Source organism: Rothia sp. 88186D007BW (assembly GCF_053544215.1).
Map to the genome: position 1 here is coordinate 87,449 of NZ_JBPPTR010000005.1, position 17,539 is coordinate 104,987.

A 17,539-nucleotide genomic window follows, 5' to 3' on the forward strand; every position below is an offset into this window, starting at 1 on the left:
GTGCAGGTACGTTCTTCTACTCTTACAGCGGTCTTTACCGCCTTGCCCCTTCTACTGCTCGGCGCGGTAGTCATTTCGGCCGGTCTGGGCCAGTTTGAGATTCCCCTACCCCAGGTTGCCGGGGGTATTCTGCGCAAGCTGGGGCTGGCGTCCGCTGACCCTGCCATGCAACTTGCAGACGCTACTCTTTGGAATATTCGCCTACCGCGTATTCTGCTAGGGCTGCTGGTGGGGGCCGCCTTGGGGGCGTCCGGGGCCTTAATGCAGGCGGTCTTCGGTAATCCGCTGGCCGAACCGGGTGTCATCGGTATTTCTGCCGGGGCTGCGGTGGGAGCCTGCGGGGCTATCGTTCTGGGTCTGAACCTTCTGGGCATGTTCACTGTGCCCCTCTGCGCTTTTGTCTGTGCGCTAGCTACCACTGCTCTGGTCTATGTCTTCTCTCGCTCCGGCGGGCGGGCAGGGGTATTATCGATGATTCTTACCGGTATTGCCGTGACCGCCGTGGCTAACGCCCTGATTGCCCTGATGGTTTTCATCGCCGATGACGCCAGCCGCGACCAGATTATCTTCTGGCAGATGGGTTCTCTGAACGGGGCAACCTGGGCGTCGGTAGCTACCAGCGCCCCGATTGTGGGCGTCGGTATTATTGGCTGCCTGCTTCTAGCCCGGCAGCTCAATCTGCTCGCCCTGGGCGAGCGGGCCGCTGCCCACTCGGGTATTCATGTAGAGCGCCTACGCCTGGCTGCTATCGTCTGCACCGCCTTGCTGACCGGGGCTGCGGTGGCCTACGCGGGGATTATCGCTTTCGTGGGCCTGATTGTGCCCCACCTGCTTCGTATGGTGATAGGCCCCTCCAACCGGGTGCTCCTGCCTGCCTCAATTCTGGGTGGTGCTCTACTCATTGCGGCATCTGACCTTGCTGCCCGCACCTTGGTGAACTTCGCTGACCTTCCCATCGGCATCTTTACGGCCCTGGTGGGCGGCCCTACCTTTTTCATCTTGCTCCGCCGAACTCTGGCCAAGGGGGCCTTATGACCGCACCTTTACTCGTTGCTGACTCGGTCGGCTACCAGGTGAATGGTCGGCAGATTCTGCACGACATATCACTCGAAGTTGCTCCCGGTGAGGTCCTAGCTCTTATCGGCCCCAATGGGGCAGGTAAATCGACACTCTTGTCATTGTTGGCAGGGGATACCTCACCCAGCTCGGGGCAGATTACCCTGGGCGGGCGTCCGCTGACAGACTACCGACCGGTAGAGTTGGCCCGTACCCGGGCCATGCTCTTGCAACACACATCAGTGGCCTTCTCCTATACTGTGCAGCAGGTAGTCCAGATGGGCCGCACCCCCTGGCGGGGCACCGAGCAAGCTCGCCAGAATTACGAAATTGTATCCGCCGCTCTTGTCGAGACCGATACCGAACGCCTGGCGGGCCGGGACGTCCGTACCCTCTCGGGCGGCGAAACTGGCCGCACCCACCTGGCCCGGGTTTTTGCTCAGCGTACTCCCCTGCTGCTACTCGATGAGCCCACCGCTGCGCTCGATATTCTTCATCAGGAGCAGACCCTCACCCACGCCCGAGCCTACGCCCGGCAGGGGGCTGCTGTGGTGGTGGTTCTCCACGATCTTGATGTGGCGGCCTCTTACTCTGACCGGCTGGTGCTCCTTGCCAAGGGGCGGGTGGTGGCGCAAGGACGCCCGCAGCAGGTCTGCACCGCCGAGCGGCTCAGCACGGTCTACGGTCATCCCATTGAGGTGCTTACCCACCCGGTAACCGGGCGTCTACTGGTGCTTCCGGCCCGCGACTAATGCCCTTTTTCATCCTCAGGGCGGACGCACGGCCACAGTTTCTGCTACTAGACTAGGTAATGCCTTACCTGCCCTTATCCCAAGGAGTCCCTATGCCTCGCACCGCGCCTATTTCCTGTGTCATGGTGAGCACCCCTGCAGATCAGGTTTTGGAGGCTGCTGGGCTGAGCGGCGAGCAGGTGGCTGAGCGTGAGGCTGCTGGGCTGGTGAACACGCAAAATAATGCGACGTCCCGTTCTACGGCCACTATCGTCCGCACTCACCTTTTCACCATGTTTAACCTGGTGTTGGGCTTGTGTGGGTTGGCTGTGATTCTGGTGGGTTCTTGGTTTGATACTCTTTTCCTTTTGGCGGCTATCGCTAATGTGGTGATTGGTTTTACCCAGGAGTTTTCGGCCAAACGTCAGCTTGACCGTATTGCCTTGCTGCGGCGGGACCCGGCTACTGTAGTGCGTAATGGTGAGCTGGTGCCGGTCGCGTTCGACCAGCTAGTTCGTGACGATGTTGTTCTACTCAAGCGCGGGGACCAGGTCCCTGCTGATGCGGTGGTGCTCACCAGTGATGGCCTAGATTTGGATGAGTCTTTGCTGACCGGTGAGAACGACCCTGTGGGTAAGGTTCCGGGCGATGGTGTGCTTTCGGCGTCCTCTGTGATTGGTGGCTCGGGTAAGGTACGGCTGACGGCGGTAGGTGAAAGGTCTCGTGCCGCTCAGATTACCGCTGAGGCCCGCCAGTTCACTACCATTCATTCTGAGTTGCGCGCTGGCATGGAGCGGGTGGTTACTTGGATTACCTGGGCGCTGGTTCCTATTATTGCGGTGGTGCTCAATGGGCAGATGCAGGCTGCTGGTGGCTGGCAGTTTGCCTTTGATTCAGGGGCTTGGCGTGATGCTTTGATTACTTCTGTCTCGTCGGTGGCGTCGATGATTCCTCAGGGCTTGGCTTTGATGACTACCATTTCTTTTGCTGTTGCCTCGGTTAAGCTGGCTCGCACTGAGGTGCTGATTCAGGAGCAGCCTGCCGTTGAGGTGCTGGCCCGTGTTGATACGGTCTGCTTTGATAAGACCGGCACCTTGACTGAGGGTGGGGTGCGTTTTGAGTCGGTTCGTGCCTTGAGCGGGCAGGTGCTCTGTGGTGAGGCTGAGGGTCAGGACGCCAGCGCCCCTGCCCCTGAGGTTAAGGACGGCTGGGCTGCTGCCCTGGGCTGGTTGGGGGCTGACCAGAACGCTAACTCTACCGCTGCTGCCCTCAGGGAGCCCTTTGCTGAAGCTGCCGGCGCAGCGGCCCCGGCCGGTGCCAGTGTTCCAGAGGCTACTGGCGTCCTACCTTTTTCTTCTGCTCTGCGTTTTAGCGGGGTGGAGTTCAGTAGTACGGGGGCCTGGCTGCTGGGGGCACCTGAGGCTCTTTTGCCTGAAGATTCTTCTGCCCGGGAGCTTGCCGGTGGGCTGGCTGAACAGGGGCTACGCGTGCTGGTCTTGGCTCATGCCCCAGCTCTTCTGCGTGAGCCTTCCGGTAAGGTTGCCACCCAGATACCTGCCGGGTTGGTGCCTCAGGTTCTTGTAATTTTCCGTGAGCAGGTACGCTCAGAGGCCCCCGAAACCCTGGCCTACTTCAGGGGTCAGGGTATTGACCTGAAGGTCTTCTCTGGTGATAACCCCCGCACGGTAGCGGCCGCAGCAGCTACCGCCGGTATGGACGTCTCAGCCGGTGCTATAGACGCCTCCGCTCTCCCGGAGTCTGGCCCTGAACTGGTAGAAGCTGCCCGCACCCACGCGGTCTTTGGGCGTGTCTCCCCTGAGCAGAAGAAAAATATGGTGTTGGGTCTGCGCCAGTCCGGGCATGTGGTGGCTATGACCGGTGACGGTATTAATGACGCTTTGGCCCTCAAGCACGCTGATTTGGGTATCGCCATGGGCAATGCTGCCCCTGCCACTAAGGCAGTGTCGCGCCTGGTACTTCTGGATGGGCGCTTTGACCGCCTACCCGGTGTGCTGGCTGAGGGGCGTAAGATTATCGCCAATATTGAGCGGGTAACCAACCTCTTCCTTACTAAGACCGCCTTCGCTATCCTGCTGGGCCTGACTTTGGGTGTGCTCTGCTGGAAGTTCCCCTTCCTACCGCGCCAGTACTCTACTGTTGACCTGCTGATGATAGGCGGCCCTGCTTTCTTCCTTACCATGTTGCCTAATACTCGACGCTATGTCAGTGGCTTCTTAGACAGGGCCCTGCGCTTTGCCCTGCCTGCGGCCCTTGTGATCACAGCGGTACTGGTTTTCGTCAACGGTTATGGGCGTAGCCTTAGCGCGGTCACTACCTCAGAGGTGCAGACTGCTACCTTCCTAGCCCTAGCTCTCATGGGTATCTATAACATCACCACGGTAGTACGACCGGTGCGGGGTGTACGTTTAGCTATTGTGGCTACCATGTACGCTGGGCTGGTGCTTGTTCTGCTTTTGCCTCCTTCGCTCTGGTACCACCAGTTCACCATTCCTAGCGGTGCATATCTGCTGGCCACTGTGGGTTCGGCAGCTCTTGGTTGCCTGGGTCTTGAGATTAACCTGCGCCTGCACACCGCCTGGTTACGGGATCACCACCCGCAGGTACTTGCACAAGGCTAGGCTCAAGGAGTACGCTGGAGCACGACTGGGTTCATACCCATAACACTTATGTAGTAAATCATCAGGATTGTTACTGGTTGAGCAGGCAAGACCTGGGTTGCTATCAGCTCATACGGCACCGGTGTACCCACACCCAGGCCCCTTGTATGAGCACCTGTTTACTCTCCACGGGTAGGCAGGTGAGATGAGCAGCTCGGGTCTTTTTCGTCTTAACAACCGGTGAGCAGTCCGCACACACCAGTAAGGTTCTACCCGTGAATAATTCACAGATTGGTGAGCGGATTCTTGAAGGCCTGGGCGGCCCCGAGAACATCTCGCACTTAACCCACTGCGCCACCCGCCTGCGCGTGACTCTTAAGTCCAATAGCGCCGTCGATAAGGACGCTGTTGAGAAGACCCCCGGCGTGCTCTCCTTGATTGAGCAGTCCGGCCAGACCCAGGTCGTCCTTGGTGACCGGGTTGAGGCGGTCTACAACGAAATGCTGAAGCTGCCGGGTATGAGCTCAGTGGGCGAAAGCTCTTCTGCAGGCTCCGTAGCAGCCGATCAGAAGAAGGCTGGGCCTCTCACCCGCGTCTTCGATGTGCTCTCAGATTCCTTCCGCCCCCTGCTTTGGGCGCTGCTGGGCACCTCCATGATTCTGACCCTGATTGTTTTCCTGCAGCAGCTAGGTTACTTCGGTCAGTACACCGACCTCACCGGTCAGCTTGTGAACGTTGACATCGTCAACGGCCCCCGTTTGACTGATGAAAACGCTGCTGCGGCCATGCTCAATGAGTGGCGTGCAGCCTACCCCTTCTGGTTCTTGATGCTGGCTGCGGCCCTATCAGTTCTGCAGTTCATGCCTATCATGCTGGGTGCAACTGCCGCTAAGCGCCTGGGCGCCAACATGTGGGTCGGTGCAGCTATCCCCGCAGCACTGATGACCGGAACCTTCCAGGGTTTTGCCGATATCGCAGTAGACGGCGTTGTGCGTGTTCCCTTCCTGGGCCTTGACCTGCCCCTGTACGTCATGAACTACACCGGCCAGATCTTCCCGCCCCTCTTCGCAGCAGCCCTGCTCGCCCCCCTGGAGCGTTTGCTCAAGCGCATCATTCCCACCATGTTGCACATGGTCTTTGTGCCCATGTTCTCCGTGATGATTCTGGTGCCTCTGACTGCCTTCCTGATTGGCCCCATCGGCATCAAGTTCGCTCTGGCGATCTCTGACTTTATCGGTGGCGTCAACGAAGATGCTCCTTGGCTGGTCGGCGGTATTATCGCAGGTCTTTACCTCTTCATGGTTCCCCTGGGCCTGCACTGGCCCCTGAATGCCGTCATGATTAACAACCTGCAGACCGACGGTGTGGACTTCATCCAGTCCCCCATGGGTGCCTACAACTTCGCTGTCTTCGGCGTGGTAACCGGTGTTGCTATCGCAGCTCGCCGCAACAAGGAGCTACGCCAGACCGCTGCTGGTGCGGCCGCCTCAGGTCTGCTCGGTGGTATCTCTGAGCCCTCCCTCTACGGTGTTGTTCTGCGCTACAAGCGCGTCTTCCCCCTGATTCTGGTGCCTGCCATCATCGGTGGTGCCACCATCTCAGCTCTGGGTGTTAAGTCCTACGCCTTTGCCTTCACCTCCTTGATTTCTATCCCCGCTATGCAGCCCTGGTACCTCTACATGATTGGTCTGGCTATCGCCTACTTCGGCGCTATGGCAGGTGTGCTGATTTTCGGTTACGAATCCAAGGAGCAAAAGGCTGAAGCTGCCGCTAAGGCCGCAGCCGTTGCAGAGACCGGTATCGGCGAGTCAGCTGCTGAAGCAGTTACCCCCGGTGCCTCCGAAAAGCGCACTGACGCTGTAGCAGCTACTGCTGCTGCCGCCCCTGTTGCTCTTGCTGAAAAACAGGACGCCGCCCCCACCGCAGCTACCCCTTGGGCAGCTGAAGAGGCAGCACCTACCGCAGGTACTGTGCTGACCATGGCTTCACCCATGGAAGGCCAGGCAATCGCCCTGTCTGAGACTCCTGACCCCATCTTTGCCGCTGAAAAGCTGGGTAAGGGTGCAGCTATCGTACCCACCGGTAACACCGTTGTGGCCCCTGCTGCCGGTAAGGTCTCTGTGACCATGCCTTCTGGTCACGCCGTAGGTCTGAAGCTCGATAACGGTGTAGAACTGCTGATTCACGTAGGTATCGACACCGTCAACCTCAACGGTGAGGGCTTCGATGTGAAGGTTAAGAAGGGCCAGCAGGTTGCCCCCGGCGATATTCTGCTGACCTTCGACCCTGAGGTCATCAAGCAGGCCGGTTACTCACTGGTCACCCCCATTCTGGTCACTAACACCAACCGCTTCGCTGGTGTTGAGGCTGCTATTGGTGATGTTCAGCCTGGTTCTGAGCTGCTGAAGGTTACTACCAAGTAATCTGACCTTAGCTTTTGAGCCTGCCGCCCCGTATCGTCCTTCTAGACGGTGCGGGGCGGCTTTTTATCAATTTAGATTGAGCTAGTTCATCTTCTTGCGCCAGTGCGCGCTCTTACCCGCGGGGGGGGTAGGAAGTTTATTAATCTGGGCAGGTAGAGCAGGTAAGGGGCTAGTCCTCACGCAGCAGGTGACGGAAGGTCTGCACGGCCTCACGAATGACCTTATCGTGTTCGGCTCCTTCAGGCACACCGTGGGTATAGTCCAGGTAACGCAAGAGAGCTGAGGTGACATAAAGAGCTGCACGCAGGCGAGGCTCTGGGATGCCCTCACCGGGCTCATTCTCCGGCAGGTAGGGCCAGGGCCCGCGGCGTCCGCGCGCGTTAAACTCCACCCAGTCAACGGTACGCAGCAGACCCGCCAAGGTATTCTCACACTCGATATGGTGGGTTTTGAGCCGGTAGTGCAGCTCCGGGTAATCCTGCACCAAAGAACGCACCTGCGGGTAGGTGGGGTTATCAACTGAGGCAAGGATAATATCAAGCATCAGGTGGGCGATACGCTCAAAAATGTAAAGATCCTGCCGTTGCATATCGCGCTGCACAATCTCATCGGTGATGACGGGGGCACGCAAACCTAGCACGGCGTCCTCTTTGCTGGCGAAATAGTTAAAGAGGGTGCGGGGGCTGACGCCTGCTACTTCAGCGATTTCGTCGGTTGTGGTGGTTTTAAGACCCTTCTCAAGCACAAGCGTGAGAGCAGCCTCGTGAATGGCTGCATGGGTTCGCTCGCGGCGTTGCTGTCGCACAGATTTCTCGGGTTTCCTCACACCACCAGTTTATTGCAGAAGTGCACACAGCTAGGGGTTAATGTGGTGAGTCACAGCGGAGAAAAACGTAACTCTAGCAGAAATACCCCATGTTACGGCAGGCACCCGGCTCAAGCCCAAGCCCCCGGTAGACTTAGGTTAGTGAACTTCAGCTTGCCTTTTATTGACATCCCCAACCTCCCAGACTGGCTATCGGTAACCCTCGTCGCTATTGACATTCTTATCCGTATCCTCGTTCTGTGCTGGTTGCCCTACAACCGCAAACCTGTGGTGGCGCTGGGCTGGCTCATGGCAATCTTCTTCCTCCCCTTCGTAGGCCTCATCGCCTTCCTGGTCTTTGGCTCCAACCTGGTGCCCAAACATCGCCGTGAGCGCCAAAGCGAGATGAACAAGACCATCAAAAAATCCATCCAAGGTGACGACGCCATACTAGGTGACCCAGTGCTACCTGAGCCTGCGCGGGTGGCTGCCCACCTCAACTACAAGCTCGGTGCCCTACCGCTAGTCGGCGGTAACGAGTTCGAACTACGCCACGACAACAACGCAGCCCTCAAAGAACTAGCGGAGAAAATCGATCAGGCACAAAGATACGTTCACTTCGAGTTCTACATCACCGCCCTCGATAGCACCACCGAACCCCTATGGGATTCCCTGATACGCGCCCACCAGCGAGGCGTTGCAGTTCACGTACTCATCGACCATATTGGCTCCCGCAAGTACCCCCGCTGGAAAAAACTTCAGCGCAAGCTCGACACAGCAGGTGTGCCCTGGCGGCTCATGCTCCCCCTCAAACCCTGGAAAGGCCAGTGGCAGCGCCCCGACCTACGCAACCACCGCAAGATCGTGGTCATTGATGGTGACCTGGCCTTTAGCGGCTCCCAAAACGCCATCGACTGCACCTACAACCTCAAAGCCAACATCAAAAAGTGCCTGGAATGGAAAGACCTCTCCTTCTTCTGCACCGGCCCGGTAGTCCACGAACTCAACGCCGTATTCGTCTCTGACTGGTACGCCGAGACCAAAGAGCTCCTACTCCATGAAATCGACGCGAACATGGAAGCCCATGAAGACCCAGAGCAGGAGAGCCAGCGTCCGCTCGCCCAAATTGTGCCCTCTGGCCCCGGATTCGAGACCGAAAACAACCTGCGCCTGATCAACCACCTGATTTACAACGCAGAAGAACGTATCATCATCTGCTCCCCCTACTTCTTACCCGAAGAAACCCTGCTCCAGGCCCTGACTAACATGGCGCTCTCAGGTATCGACGTGACCCTCATCGTCTGTGAGAAGGGCGATCAGATTCTACCCATTATGGGGCAGCGCTCCTACTACGAGCAGCTCCTACGTTCAGGTGTGAAGATTCAGGAGTACCCCGGCCCCACCGTACTACACTCCAAATTCATGATTGTGGACGAAGAGATCACCTTCATCGGCTCCTCCAACATGGACCCCCGCTCCTTCGCCCTGAACTTTGAAGTATCTACCTTCGTCGTCAGTAAGAGCATGGTGCAAGAACTTGATGATGTAGCCCAGGACTACATCTCACAGTGCAAGCGCCTAGAGTACAATGACTGGGTCAAACGCCCCCTCCACCAGAAAATTGCTGAGAACATTTGCCGCCTGTGGAGCTCACTGCTCTAGATTCTAGAATCTATGGCTCTAGGGTTCTAGGCCATTGCGACTGTTTCATCCCCGTGGCCATCACCCTGGCCGGTGGGCTTACTGGCAAGAACGGTGATATTACCCGGCCCCGGCTTAGTCTGCCCTACCTTCTCAGCAGGCACACTCACACCCACATCAACAATCACAGACTGAAGGTGAGCCCCGGCAGGCACCACGGTATTACCCATCAGGATAGAACGCTCCACACGAGCCCCAGCTTCGACGGTAACACCAGGGCCAACGACGCTAGAGTCCACCTGGCCATGCACACGGGCACCGTGGGCAACCATGGACCCGTTCACCTGCGCCGAAAGTGCAAGGTAGGCAGGGGCATAGGGGTCAGGGTGAGGGATAATAGCCCACCCAGGAGCATCCAGGTTCAGCCCCTTGCCTTCCAAGAGGTCCATGTGGGCGCGGTAGTAGGCGTCAATGGTGCCGATATCTTTCCAGTAGCCTTCAAGCAGATACTCGTGCACCGTATGCTGCTTCACTAGGGACGGGATAATAGTCTGCCCGTAGTCGCCCAGGGCCTCACCAACTGCCTCAGTATCAGAGCGGTCCACACCTTCAAGCAGGCTGTCTAAGGTCGCCCGCAGGGCTGCCACAGAGAAAACAAAAATCTCGGTGGCAACCTTCTGGCTGGCAGGCTGCTCAGGCTTGTAATCGTAGTGGGTGACCGCCCCGCCCTTACCGGTGCGCACCACACCGTAGCGGGAGGCGTCCTCATCTATCTCGGTCGTTACCACCGTCAAATCTGACCTGCGTTCCTGGTGCTGGGCCAGCACCGGGCGTAAATCAAGCTGGTAGAGGTGGTCGGCGCTCATCACTATCACGTTCTGGGCCCCGGCAGATTCCAGCAAGGGAAGCTGTTGGAAAAGGGCATGGCCGTTGCCCTGGGCGAACCCATCTTCGGGGCGGCCCTCAATCGGGGGAAGAATACGCAGGCCGTCCCGGGTGCCATCAAGATCGCAGGGGCGGCCCCCAGCTAGGTGCTGGTTGAGGGCAAAAGGCTGGTACTGCTCCACCACCCACACATGGCGGATGCCCGAATGAGCCAGGTTTGATAGGGCTACATCGATAATGCGGTAAATACCGGCAAAGGGGATAGCTGGTTTGGAGCGGTGATCAGTGAGAGGAGATAACCTGTGCCCCTGCCCTCCGGCCAGAATGAGCGCAATAGTAGGTGACTGCTGGGCATAGGGAAATGGGTCTGACACGATCCTCTACCTCAGATAATAAGCGTGCATATCGTTATTGATATGGTGACATACTTTCCACACCGAAACAAGGACGCCACCCCACATTCCCCTGCCCCACAGGCAAGAAAATGTGCGGCGGCGTCCGCCTAGATTTTAGCCCCCACCCCTGCCTTTATGCAGGTGGGACAGCCATTATTGGTATTGGTGCCGTTAACCATTCTGCCCCTGCTCGTGTTGCGCCGCTGTTGGGCGGTTCATCATCGCAGAAGCAGAGCGGACCTTCTTTCCCCTTGCAGGAGCATGGTGAAAAAGCCTATTTTTGGGCGGGAGGGTGACGGTATTGTGGTGCACACTCCGACCGTACTCAGATAAGTTGAGTAGCGGTTTAGACGAAAGTATAAAAAAGTATAAAAAGTATAAAATGAGGGGTATGAGCAATCCTTTCTCCCCATCTTTCGGTGCTACCCCGCCCAATATCTTTGGCCGTGCCAAGGAACTCAAGGTTACTCATTACCCTCGATGAAGTCCACCGCGAGAACATAGATGACCTCAGAGAAATTGCGACAGCAATCCAACATCTCTTCCGTGAAGGGCGCAACATCATGTTTGTTGCCGCCGGGCTACCCCACGCGATCCATGATTTGCTGAATGACAACGTCCTTACCTTTCTGAGGCGGGCAGAACGCTATTCGCTAGGGCTTCTCTCACCGCAAGCCAGACACAACGCCTTTGTAGAAGCATTTGCCAGTAGCGGTAAAACCATCGAATCAGAGGCGGTAGAACAAGCAGCTATCGCCTCTCAGGGGTACCCCTATCTCATACAGTTACTGGGCTACCATGCCTGGCGGCTGTCTGCTGACGGTTCTCAGGTGGATGCAACTACAGTGCAAGAAGCAATTCAGGTTTCTCGCTCAAAGCTCACCTATCTTGTACATGAGCCTGCCCTATCTGCACTCTCTGACGGTGATATGGAATTTCTGAAGGCTATGGCTCATGACGAAGGGGAAAGCAAAATTGCTGACATTGCAGGGCGCCTCGGCAAAACCGTTCAAGAGCTCAGCGTCTACCGCCAGCGTCTTTTGAAAGCGGAAGTTATCGCGGCAACAGGCCATGGCAAGCTCTCTTTTGTCTTACCCTATATGCAGGAATTTATCGCTGGGGAATTCGCTGAATAGCAGACGGGGCTAATCAAAGATAAATTTTGCCAGAGTCACGCAACCGCAGCCTTCGAGAAGCAAAACTTTACCCCCTCTGTTCTCTCTTCACCCTAGTGATTATCTCGGGGTGAAGAGAGAAAGGACGGGGTGAAGAGAGAAAGGACGGGGTGAAGTCGGCTCTGCGGCGCTCAGGCCGGCATCTCTACGCCCAGGCCGCCCCTAGCGCCCCAGCGCCTTAGATGTGGTAGTCCGTCATCTCAAAAATCTGCAAGAAGCGCTGAATACGCTCATTATCGGAGTCAAAGAAGGCTTCGGGGGCCCCGTTGTAGAGCACGCTGCCGCCGTCAAGGAAGATGATACGGTCAGCAACCCGGCGGGCAAAAGCCATGTTGTGGGTGACCACCACCAGGGAGCGTTTCTCGCGTGCCAGGTCAATCAAGACGCGAATAACCTCAGCTTCAAGCTCAGGATCCAGGGCGCTGGTGGGCTCATCAAAGAGTAGGTAGTCGGGGGCAACTGCCAGGGCGCGGGCGATAGCGACGCGCTGCTGCTGCCCACCGGAGAGGTTATCGGGGTATGAGTCTGCCTTATGCCCCAACCCCACTTTTTCTAGTAGCTCGCGCGCGAGTTGGGCGGCGGCGTCCTTACCCATCTTGCCGTTGAGCACCGGGGCCAGGGCCACGTTCTGTTCGGCGGTGTAGTGGGGGAAGAGGTTGAAGTTCTGGAAGACCATGGCCGAGTGTTTGCGGATGGTGCGCACCTGCTCCTCGCTCAGGCCGGTGGCGAAGTTTACCGAGTCCCCTTCGATGGTGAGGACGCCTGCCTCGGGGGTTTCTAGCAGGTTTAGGCAGCGGAGCAGGGTGGATTTGCCGGAGCCTGAGGGCCCGAGGATGACGGTGGTTTCGCCGTGTTCTAGGTCTAGGGAGATGTCACGCAGAATGGTGTTCTCGCCGAAGCTTTTGGTGAGGTTCTTCAGGCTAAGCATTGGCTGTCCTTATGTAACGGCTGGTGTGCTTCTCTAGAGCGCGCTGGGCCATGGAGAGCAGGGTGAAGATGACCAGGTAGATGGCGGCTACTTCAAGGTACATGGCAAGGGGCTCGAAGGTGCGGGCGGCGACCTGCTTGCCAGCTTGGAAGAGGTCAATCATGGAGATGACCGACACCAGGGAGGTGCCCTTGACCAGGTCGATCAGGTCGTTACCTAGCGGGGGTAGGGCGATGCGGGTGGCCTGCGGGATGACGACGTGGCGCAGGGTTTGCATCTTAGTGAAGTTGAGGGTGCGGGCGGCCTCGAACTGGCCGCGGGGGATGGATGCGTAGGCGGAGCGGAAGGTTTCGGCCACGTAGGCGCCGGTGTTGAGGCTCAGGGCGATGATGGCGGCGGGCCAGGTGTCGAGGGTGATACCTATGCGGGGTAGCCCGTAGAAGACTAGGAAGAGCTGCACCAGAAGCGGGGTGCCGCGGAAGAACCAGACGAAGGCTGTTGCTAGCCAGTTGAGCGGGTTGTAGCGGCTGAGGTTGCGGGCGGCGGTGGCCAGCAGACCCAGTACCAGCGCCAGTGCGAAGGAGATGAGGGTCAGGGGGATGGTCACTTGGGCGGTGGCCAGCAGCAGGGAGGGCAGGGATTGTGCCCAGAGTTCTAGGTAGCGGTCCATAGTCTTCTACGGGTTACTTTCGGTTCGGACGCCGGTGGGCGGCTTGCCGGGGCCGGTTAGGCCTTGGGGGTCAGGTCGATGCCAACGTACTTTTCGTAGATGGCTTTGAAGTCGCCGTTGGCTATGTGCTTGTCGATGGAGTCGTTGATGGCGGCCTGTAGGCTGGTGGCGCCCTTGGGCATCAGGATTGCTGATTCTGAGGGTTCGCCTAGTAGCCCATCGAGTAGGCGGATGGGGGCGTCGGGGTGCTGTTCCTGGTAGTAGGCGAAGGTGACAGCGTCGTTGCCGCAGGCGTCCACACGGCCGGTGAGTACCTGTTCGATGGCTTCGTCGAAGCCGGTGACGATGGTCATTTTTGCGCCGGCTTCTTCGAGCAGGGTGCGGAAGACGGAGGTTTCAGAGGATGCTGCGGTGGCGCCGTTGAGGTCGGCGATGGTCTGTAGGGGTGAGTCTTTTAGTACGGCTACCTTGCCTTGTGAGGCGACGTAGGGGGTGGAGAAGTCGTATTTTTTCTGGCGTTCTTCGGTGGGTGAGACGTTGTTGATGACGATGTCGTAGCGGTCAGCGTCTACACCGGCTAGGAGGGAATCCCACTGGGTTTCGATGTATTCGGCTGTGACGCCCAGGTCGGCGGCGATGAGGTCGCCGATTTCTTTTTCCATGCCGACTAGTTCGCCGGTTTCGTTGTGGTAGTTCCAGGGGGCGAAGGTGCCTTCGAAGCCAATGCGGATTTTTCCGGCGTCCTTAATAGCTTGGAGTTTGTCAGCAGCTGCGGTGCTTGCGGTCTTGTCTGATGAGCTGCAGGCGGCCAGGGCCAGGGCGAGGGCGGACGCGCCGGTGAGGGAGAGTGCGGTGCGGCGGGTGATGTTCTGCATGGGTTTGCCTTTCGGTGGTGGCACTTTGGGTAACGGCGCAAGCTTATAACAGGTGGAGCCCCTGCAAAGAATTATTGTTACGCGATGATGAGGAAAATTTTTCAAGAGAGTTTGGAGGCGGCATAAAACACTACCAATGCAGGGACCGCCACCGCTGCTTCAGCAAGTAGCGACGACCCTATCGCCGAGCTTGTAGAACTGAGCCCCTACAACATTAAGGACTCCGAACACACCGAAATTTACTATACTGTGAGCTAAGTAAGGAGATTACCATGAAAAAAAGAAGCCTTATCGCACTCACAGCCGCCTTCCTCCTTACTGCCTGCACCCCTCCCCCAGCTTTAGACGGATGGCCCGAGGCAAAACTTGCCGGGAATAACTTAGAGGACGTTGAATACGTGCTCTACCTCAGCCCTTCAGTAGTTGGTTCGACCCCCGTTGACCGTAGCTATCTTGCCCTCATTAAAGCTGATGGAACCTATGAAACCATCAGGGTGGGACGGAAAAGTATTTGCCCTGGGTACACTGCCTGAAGAGAATGAATACGGTAGCTATCAGTACGGCGATGTGCTCACCTTCGACCTTGAAACAAGAGAGTTCTTAGCGGTCCCTGTGACGGATGAAGAAGGAGCCCCGCTACCTCTTACCCATGAAGACGGCACTGGAGTAGCACATGCTCAAGCCATAGATAATGAAGCTATCAAAGATGGCAAACTGTCCTGGTACCTGGGGAACACTATCTATGAGACCGATGTTGCCACCGGCGTCACCAAAGAACTCTTCGATATCTCCGCAACTAAAAAAGGGCTGTCCAACTCACAGGTTGTTTTCAGGGAAGACGATATCGTTGTCTTCTCTTATAACCAAGACGAAGAAATCCAGATGATTCGTTACGACCGCTCAACCGGTCAAGAACTTGACCGCGTTCAAGTCGACGGTCTCATTGAGAAAACCTCAATCAAGATGATACCTCGAGGGTTCGCCGCTAAACCGCTCAACTGACCCCTCACACAGAAGGGTGGGCTTCTACCGCAGAAGCCCACCCTTCGTATCTTTACCCCGCCCTAGGCAGCATCCAAGGCAAAGGTCATATCCTCCAGCAGGTCATCGATATCTTCAATACCAACAGCAACGCGCACCAGGCGGGTGGTGAGGCCGGCGTCGTCGCGGTCTTCTGGGGAGTAGGCGCCCTGGGTCATGGTGGTGGGCAGGCAGACCAGGGACTCAATGCCGCCGAGGGAGACGGCGAAGGTGAAGACCTGCAGGGCATCGAGGAAGGCCTTGATGTCGCGGCCTTCTTTGAGGGTGAAGGAGAAGAGGGCGCCCTTGCCGGTGGCCTGTTCGGCCTGAATTTCAGCTTCTTCGGCGCTGTAGGAGCCGGGGAAATAGACGGTGTCAACGGCGGGGTGAGCAGCGACAGCCTCAATCAGGGTGGCGGCGTTGGCCTGCTGGCGCTCCATGCGCAGGGCCAGGGTTTTGACGTTCTGCAGCAGACGGTAGGAGTCGATGGGTGAGAGCACACCGCCAGAGATCAGCTGGGCCTTAAAAAGCTTGTCAGCTAACTCTGCCTTATTGGTGCTGGCGACGCCCGCGAGCAGGTCACCGTGCCCGGCCAGGTACTTGGTGGCGGACTGCACCACGATGTCTGCGCCCAGGTCGAGGGGTTTTTGTAGGTAAGGGGTCATGAGGGTGTTGTCGACAACTAGCAGGGCCCCGTGGCGGTGGGCTAGGTCGGCCACTTTTTTGATGTCGGTGACGCGCAGGGTGGGGTTGGAGGGCGTCTCAATGAAGACCATGCCCACGTTTTTCCCTTCAAAGTGAGCGTCGCAGAGGGCGGAGGGGTCGTAGATTAGTTCATGGTTGACGCCGCGCTTGGGCAGTTCGATGGTGGCAAAACGGTAGTTGCCGCCGTAGACGGGCATGCCCATGATAAGGGTTTGGCCGTGTTCGAGGATTCCCATGGCTGCGGCGGTGGCACCCATACCGGAGGCGTAGAGGTAGGCGTATTGGGCACCCTCAATGGCGGCGAGGGTGGTTTCTGTCTTGGAGCGGGTGGGGTTGCCACCGCGCTGGTATTCGAAGGGGCCTTCGGTGCCGTCTGTGGGTTGGCCGAAAGTGGTGGCTGTGTAGACGGGGGGCACCACGGCTTGCTCTTCGTTGGTGTGCACGGCGTGGATTGCGCGGGTGGTGAAGCCTGCCACGGTGATTCCCTTCAATATCAAAAATCCTACCTATAGAGCCTATACCTCTTATCTGCGAGGCAGGGAATTAAGGTTACGCCTTTATGACATTCTGCTGGGGTGTTCACCGGGGTACAGGCCAGGGGTGTAGGAAGGCCTGCTCGTCATGTTTGTTGCAGGTTAGTTAGGTAGCAGAAAACCCCCGATCCCTAGTGGGTTCGAGGGTTTTCTTACGTAAAGACGCGCGAGGCGGCTGGTTTAGTTGTTGTAACCAGCAGGTGATACGAAGATCGGTGCGGACGCGGTGGGCAGGTTGACCGAGAATACGGTGGTGCCGATGCCGTTCCAGCCACCGTGTACGGCCTGGCCGTTGCCGATATAAACGGCGATGTGCTGCTGACCGAAGCCGTTGGACTGGTAGAGGACCAGGTCGCCGGGCTGGGGGTTGGCGGTAACGGTGCCGAGTGACATGTAGTCCATGGGCCAGCCGTGGAAGTTGATGCCTGCGGCGCGCAGTGAGTTGGTTGCCAGCATGGTGCAGTCGGTCTGTGCGTTGACTGCGGCAGCGCCGAGGGCGGCTGCTACAACAGCGTCACGCTTGGCCTGGTTGGTGGCGGTGGAAAGAGTGGGGGTTGCAGCGGGTGCGGCGGGTGCCTGGGCTGCTACGGGAGCTACAGTCTCAACGGGTGCGGGGGCTGCAACTTCTTCAACGGGGGCAGGAGCGGGAGCTGCTTCTACAACCTCGATGGTTTCTGCCTGAACAGTGACGAGGGTTTCTACAACGGGAGCTTCTTCAACAACCGGTGCTTCTTCAACAGCGGGGGCTTCCTCTACGGGTGCCTCTTCAGCTGCGGGAGCTTCTTCGATGACGGGGGTTGCTTCAACGGGCTTTTCGGGGGCCACGACGTATTCGGGTACGCCCCAGTCAACGACCTTGCCTTCACCGGCAACGGCGAATGACTTGAGTAGGGGGGTTGAAACGGTTGCACCGTTGTCTACGGTGGTCTGCGGTGCTTCATTATCTGATGCGTTTGCTGCTGCTAGAACAGCACCGGACAGGATGATGCCTACCGCACCTACGGAGAGTGAACGACGCAATGTTGTACCTTTCGTCTCTTCTTGAGATTTCGCAGCCGGGTTGCTGCTACTGCTGGGTG

14 protein-coding genes are annotated in these 17,539 nt (G+C 57.8%); 7 read left to right on the forward strand and 7 right to left on the reverse strand.

Features of this window, described 5'->3' with window-relative positions; translation table 11 throughout:
* From ACEE09_RS04100 to ACEE09_RS04115, 4 genes are all read left to right on the forward strand, one after another.
* Entirely contained in the window at nucleotides 1-1,035 is a 1,035-nt protein-coding gene (locus ACEE09_RS04100; protein WP_449082320.1) for a FecCD family ABC transporter permease, read from the forward strand.
* Nucleotides 1,032-1,808 (forward strand): heme ABC transporter ATP-binding protein, encoded by a 777-nt coding sequence (locus ACEE09_RS04105; protein WP_449082322.1) that lies wholly within the window; start codon nucleotides 1,032-1,034, stop codon nucleotides 1,806-1,808. The genes ACEE09_RS04100 and ACEE09_RS04105 overlap by 4 nt, the downstream gene beginning before the upstream one ends.
* 92 nt (nucleotides 1,809-1,900) lie before the next feature.
* Nucleotides 1,901-4,426, forward strand: coding sequence for an HAD-IC family P-type ATPase (locus ACEE09_RS04110; RefSeq protein ID WP_449082324.1), 2,526 nt, complete (start codon nucleotides 1,901-1,903; stop codon nucleotides 4,424-4,426).
* 254 nt (nucleotides 4,427-4,680) lie between these two features.
* On the forward strand, nucleotides 4,681-6,828 hold the full coding sequence (locus tag ACEE09_RS04115; RefSeq protein WP_449082325.1) for a glucose PTS transporter subunit IIA: 2,148 nt from the start codon (nucleotides 4,681-4,683) through the stop codon (nucleotides 6,826-6,828).
* A 169-nt stretch (nucleotides 6,829-6,997) separates the two neighbouring features.
* On the opposite strand, the gene ACEE09_RS04120 is transcribed toward ACEE09_RS04115, so the two are convergent.
* Complete coding sequence (locus tag ACEE09_RS04120; RefSeq protein ID WP_449082327.1) at nucleotides 6,998-7,633, reverse strand: TetR/AcrR family transcriptional regulator; 636 nt, start codon at nucleotides 7,631-7,633, stop codon at nucleotides 6,998-7,000.
* Nucleotides 7,634-7,795: 162 nt separating this feature from the next.
* Here ACEE09_RS04120 and cls point away from each other — a divergent pair, with 162 nt between their 5' ends.
* On the forward strand, nucleotides 7,796-9,295 hold the full coding sequence (gene cls, locus ACEE09_RS04125; RefSeq protein ID WP_449082329.1) for a cardiolipin synthase: 1,500 nt from the start codon (nucleotides 7,796-7,798) through the stop codon (nucleotides 9,293-9,295).
* 26 nt (nucleotides 9,296-9,321) lie between these two features.
* Here the strand turns inward: cls and ACEE09_RS04130 are convergent, their stop codons facing one another.
* Nucleotides 9,322-10,533: a glucose-1-phosphate adenylyltransferase family protein gene (locus ACEE09_RS04130; RefSeq protein ID WP_449082330.1), complete on the reverse strand. Its 1,212-nt coding sequence runs from the start codon at nucleotides 10,531-10,533 to the stop codon at nucleotides 9,322-9,324.
* Nucleotides 10,534-11,000: 467 nt separating this feature from the next.
* On the opposite strand from ACEE09_RS04130, the gene ACEE09_RS04135 reads away from it, so the two are divergent.
* The gene (locus tag ACEE09_RS04135; protein WP_449082332.1) at nucleotides 11,001-11,690 is read left to right on the forward strand and encodes a hypothetical protein; all 690 of its coding nucleotides are present in this window, start codon (nucleotides 11,001-11,003) and stop codon (nucleotides 11,688-11,690) included.
* A 217-nt stretch (nucleotides 11,691-11,907) separates the two neighbouring features.
* Here ACEE09_RS04135 and ACEE09_RS04140 read toward each other — a convergent pair whose 3' ends face one another.
* Genes ACEE09_RS04140 through ACEE09_RS04150 form a run of 3 tightly spaced genes read right to left on the reverse strand, consistent with a single transcriptional unit; the run spans nucleotide 11,908 to nucleotide 14,202 of the window.
* Nucleotides 11,908-12,657: an amino acid ABC transporter ATP-binding protein gene (locus tag ACEE09_RS04140; protein ID WP_449082334.1), complete on the reverse strand. Its 750-nt coding sequence runs from the start codon at nucleotides 12,655-12,657 to the stop codon at nucleotides 11,908-11,910.
* Nucleotides 12,650-13,327, reverse strand: a complete 678-nt coding sequence (locus ACEE09_RS04145; RefSeq protein ID WP_449082335.1) for an amino acid ABC transporter permease — start codon at nucleotides 13,325-13,327, stop codon at nucleotides 12,650-12,652. Before ACEE09_RS04145 ends, ACEE09_RS04140 begins: the two co-directional genes overlap by 8 nt.
* 56 nt (nucleotides 13,328-13,383) lie before the next feature.
* Nucleotides 13,384-14,202: a transporter substrate-binding domain-containing protein gene (locus tag ACEE09_RS04150; protein WP_449082337.1), complete on the reverse strand. Its 819-nt coding sequence runs from the start codon at nucleotides 14,200-14,202 to the stop codon at nucleotides 13,384-13,386.
* Between the two features lie 480 nt (nucleotides 14,203-14,682).
* Between ACEE09_RS04150 and ACEE09_RS04155 the strand changes: the two genes are divergently transcribed.
* Nucleotides 14,683-15,204, forward strand: coding sequence for a hypothetical protein (locus ACEE09_RS04155; RefSeq protein WP_449082339.1), 522 nt, complete (start codon nucleotides 14,683-14,685; stop codon nucleotides 15,202-15,204).
* A gap of 62 nt (nucleotides 15,205-15,266) precedes the next feature.
* Here ACEE09_RS04155 and ACEE09_RS04160 read toward each other — a convergent pair whose 3' ends face one another.
* Together ACEE09_RS04160 and ACEE09_RS04165 are read right to left on the reverse strand one after the other, a co-directional pair.
* Nucleotides 15,267-16,403, reverse strand: coding sequence for a trans-sulfuration enzyme family protein (locus ACEE09_RS04160; RefSeq protein ID WP_449082341.1), 1,137 nt, complete (start codon nucleotides 16,401-16,403; stop codon nucleotides 15,267-15,269).
* A 237-nt stretch (nucleotides 16,404-16,640) separates the two neighbouring features.
* A complete protein-coding gene (locus ACEE09_RS04165) occupies nucleotides 16,641-17,480 on the reverse strand; it encodes an NlpC/P60 family protein (RefSeq protein ID WP_449082343.1) in 840 nt (279 codons plus the stop codon).
* Nucleotides 17,481-17,539: the final 59 nt, after the last annotated feature.

Bases quoted from the DNA above. Each gene is read 5' to 3' on its own strand.
- ACEE09_RS04140 (WP_449082334.1), bottom strand. From the start codon at position 12,657: ATGCTTAGCCTGAAGAACCTCACCAAAAGCTTCGGCGAGAACACCATT.
- ACEE09_RS04155 (WP_449082339.1), top strand. From the start codon at position 14,683: ATGAAACCATCAGGGTGGGACGGAAAAGTATTTGCCCTGGGTACACTG.
- ACEE09_RS04110 (WP_449082324.1), top strand. From the start codon at position 1,901: ATGCCTCGCACCGCGCCTATTTCCTGTGTCATGGTGAGCACCCCTGCA.
- ACEE09_RS04105 (WP_449082322.1), top strand. From the start codon at position 1,032: ATGACCGCACCTTTACTCGTTGCTGACTCGGTCGGCTACCAGGTGAAT.
- ACEE09_RS04150 (WP_449082337.1), bottom strand. From the start codon at position 14,202: ATGCAGAACATCACCCGCCGCACCGCACTCTCCCTCACCGGCGCGTCC.
- ACEE09_RS04145 (WP_449082335.1), bottom strand. From the start codon at position 13,327: ATGGACCGCTACCTAGAACTCTGGGCACAATCCCTGCCCTCCCTGCTG.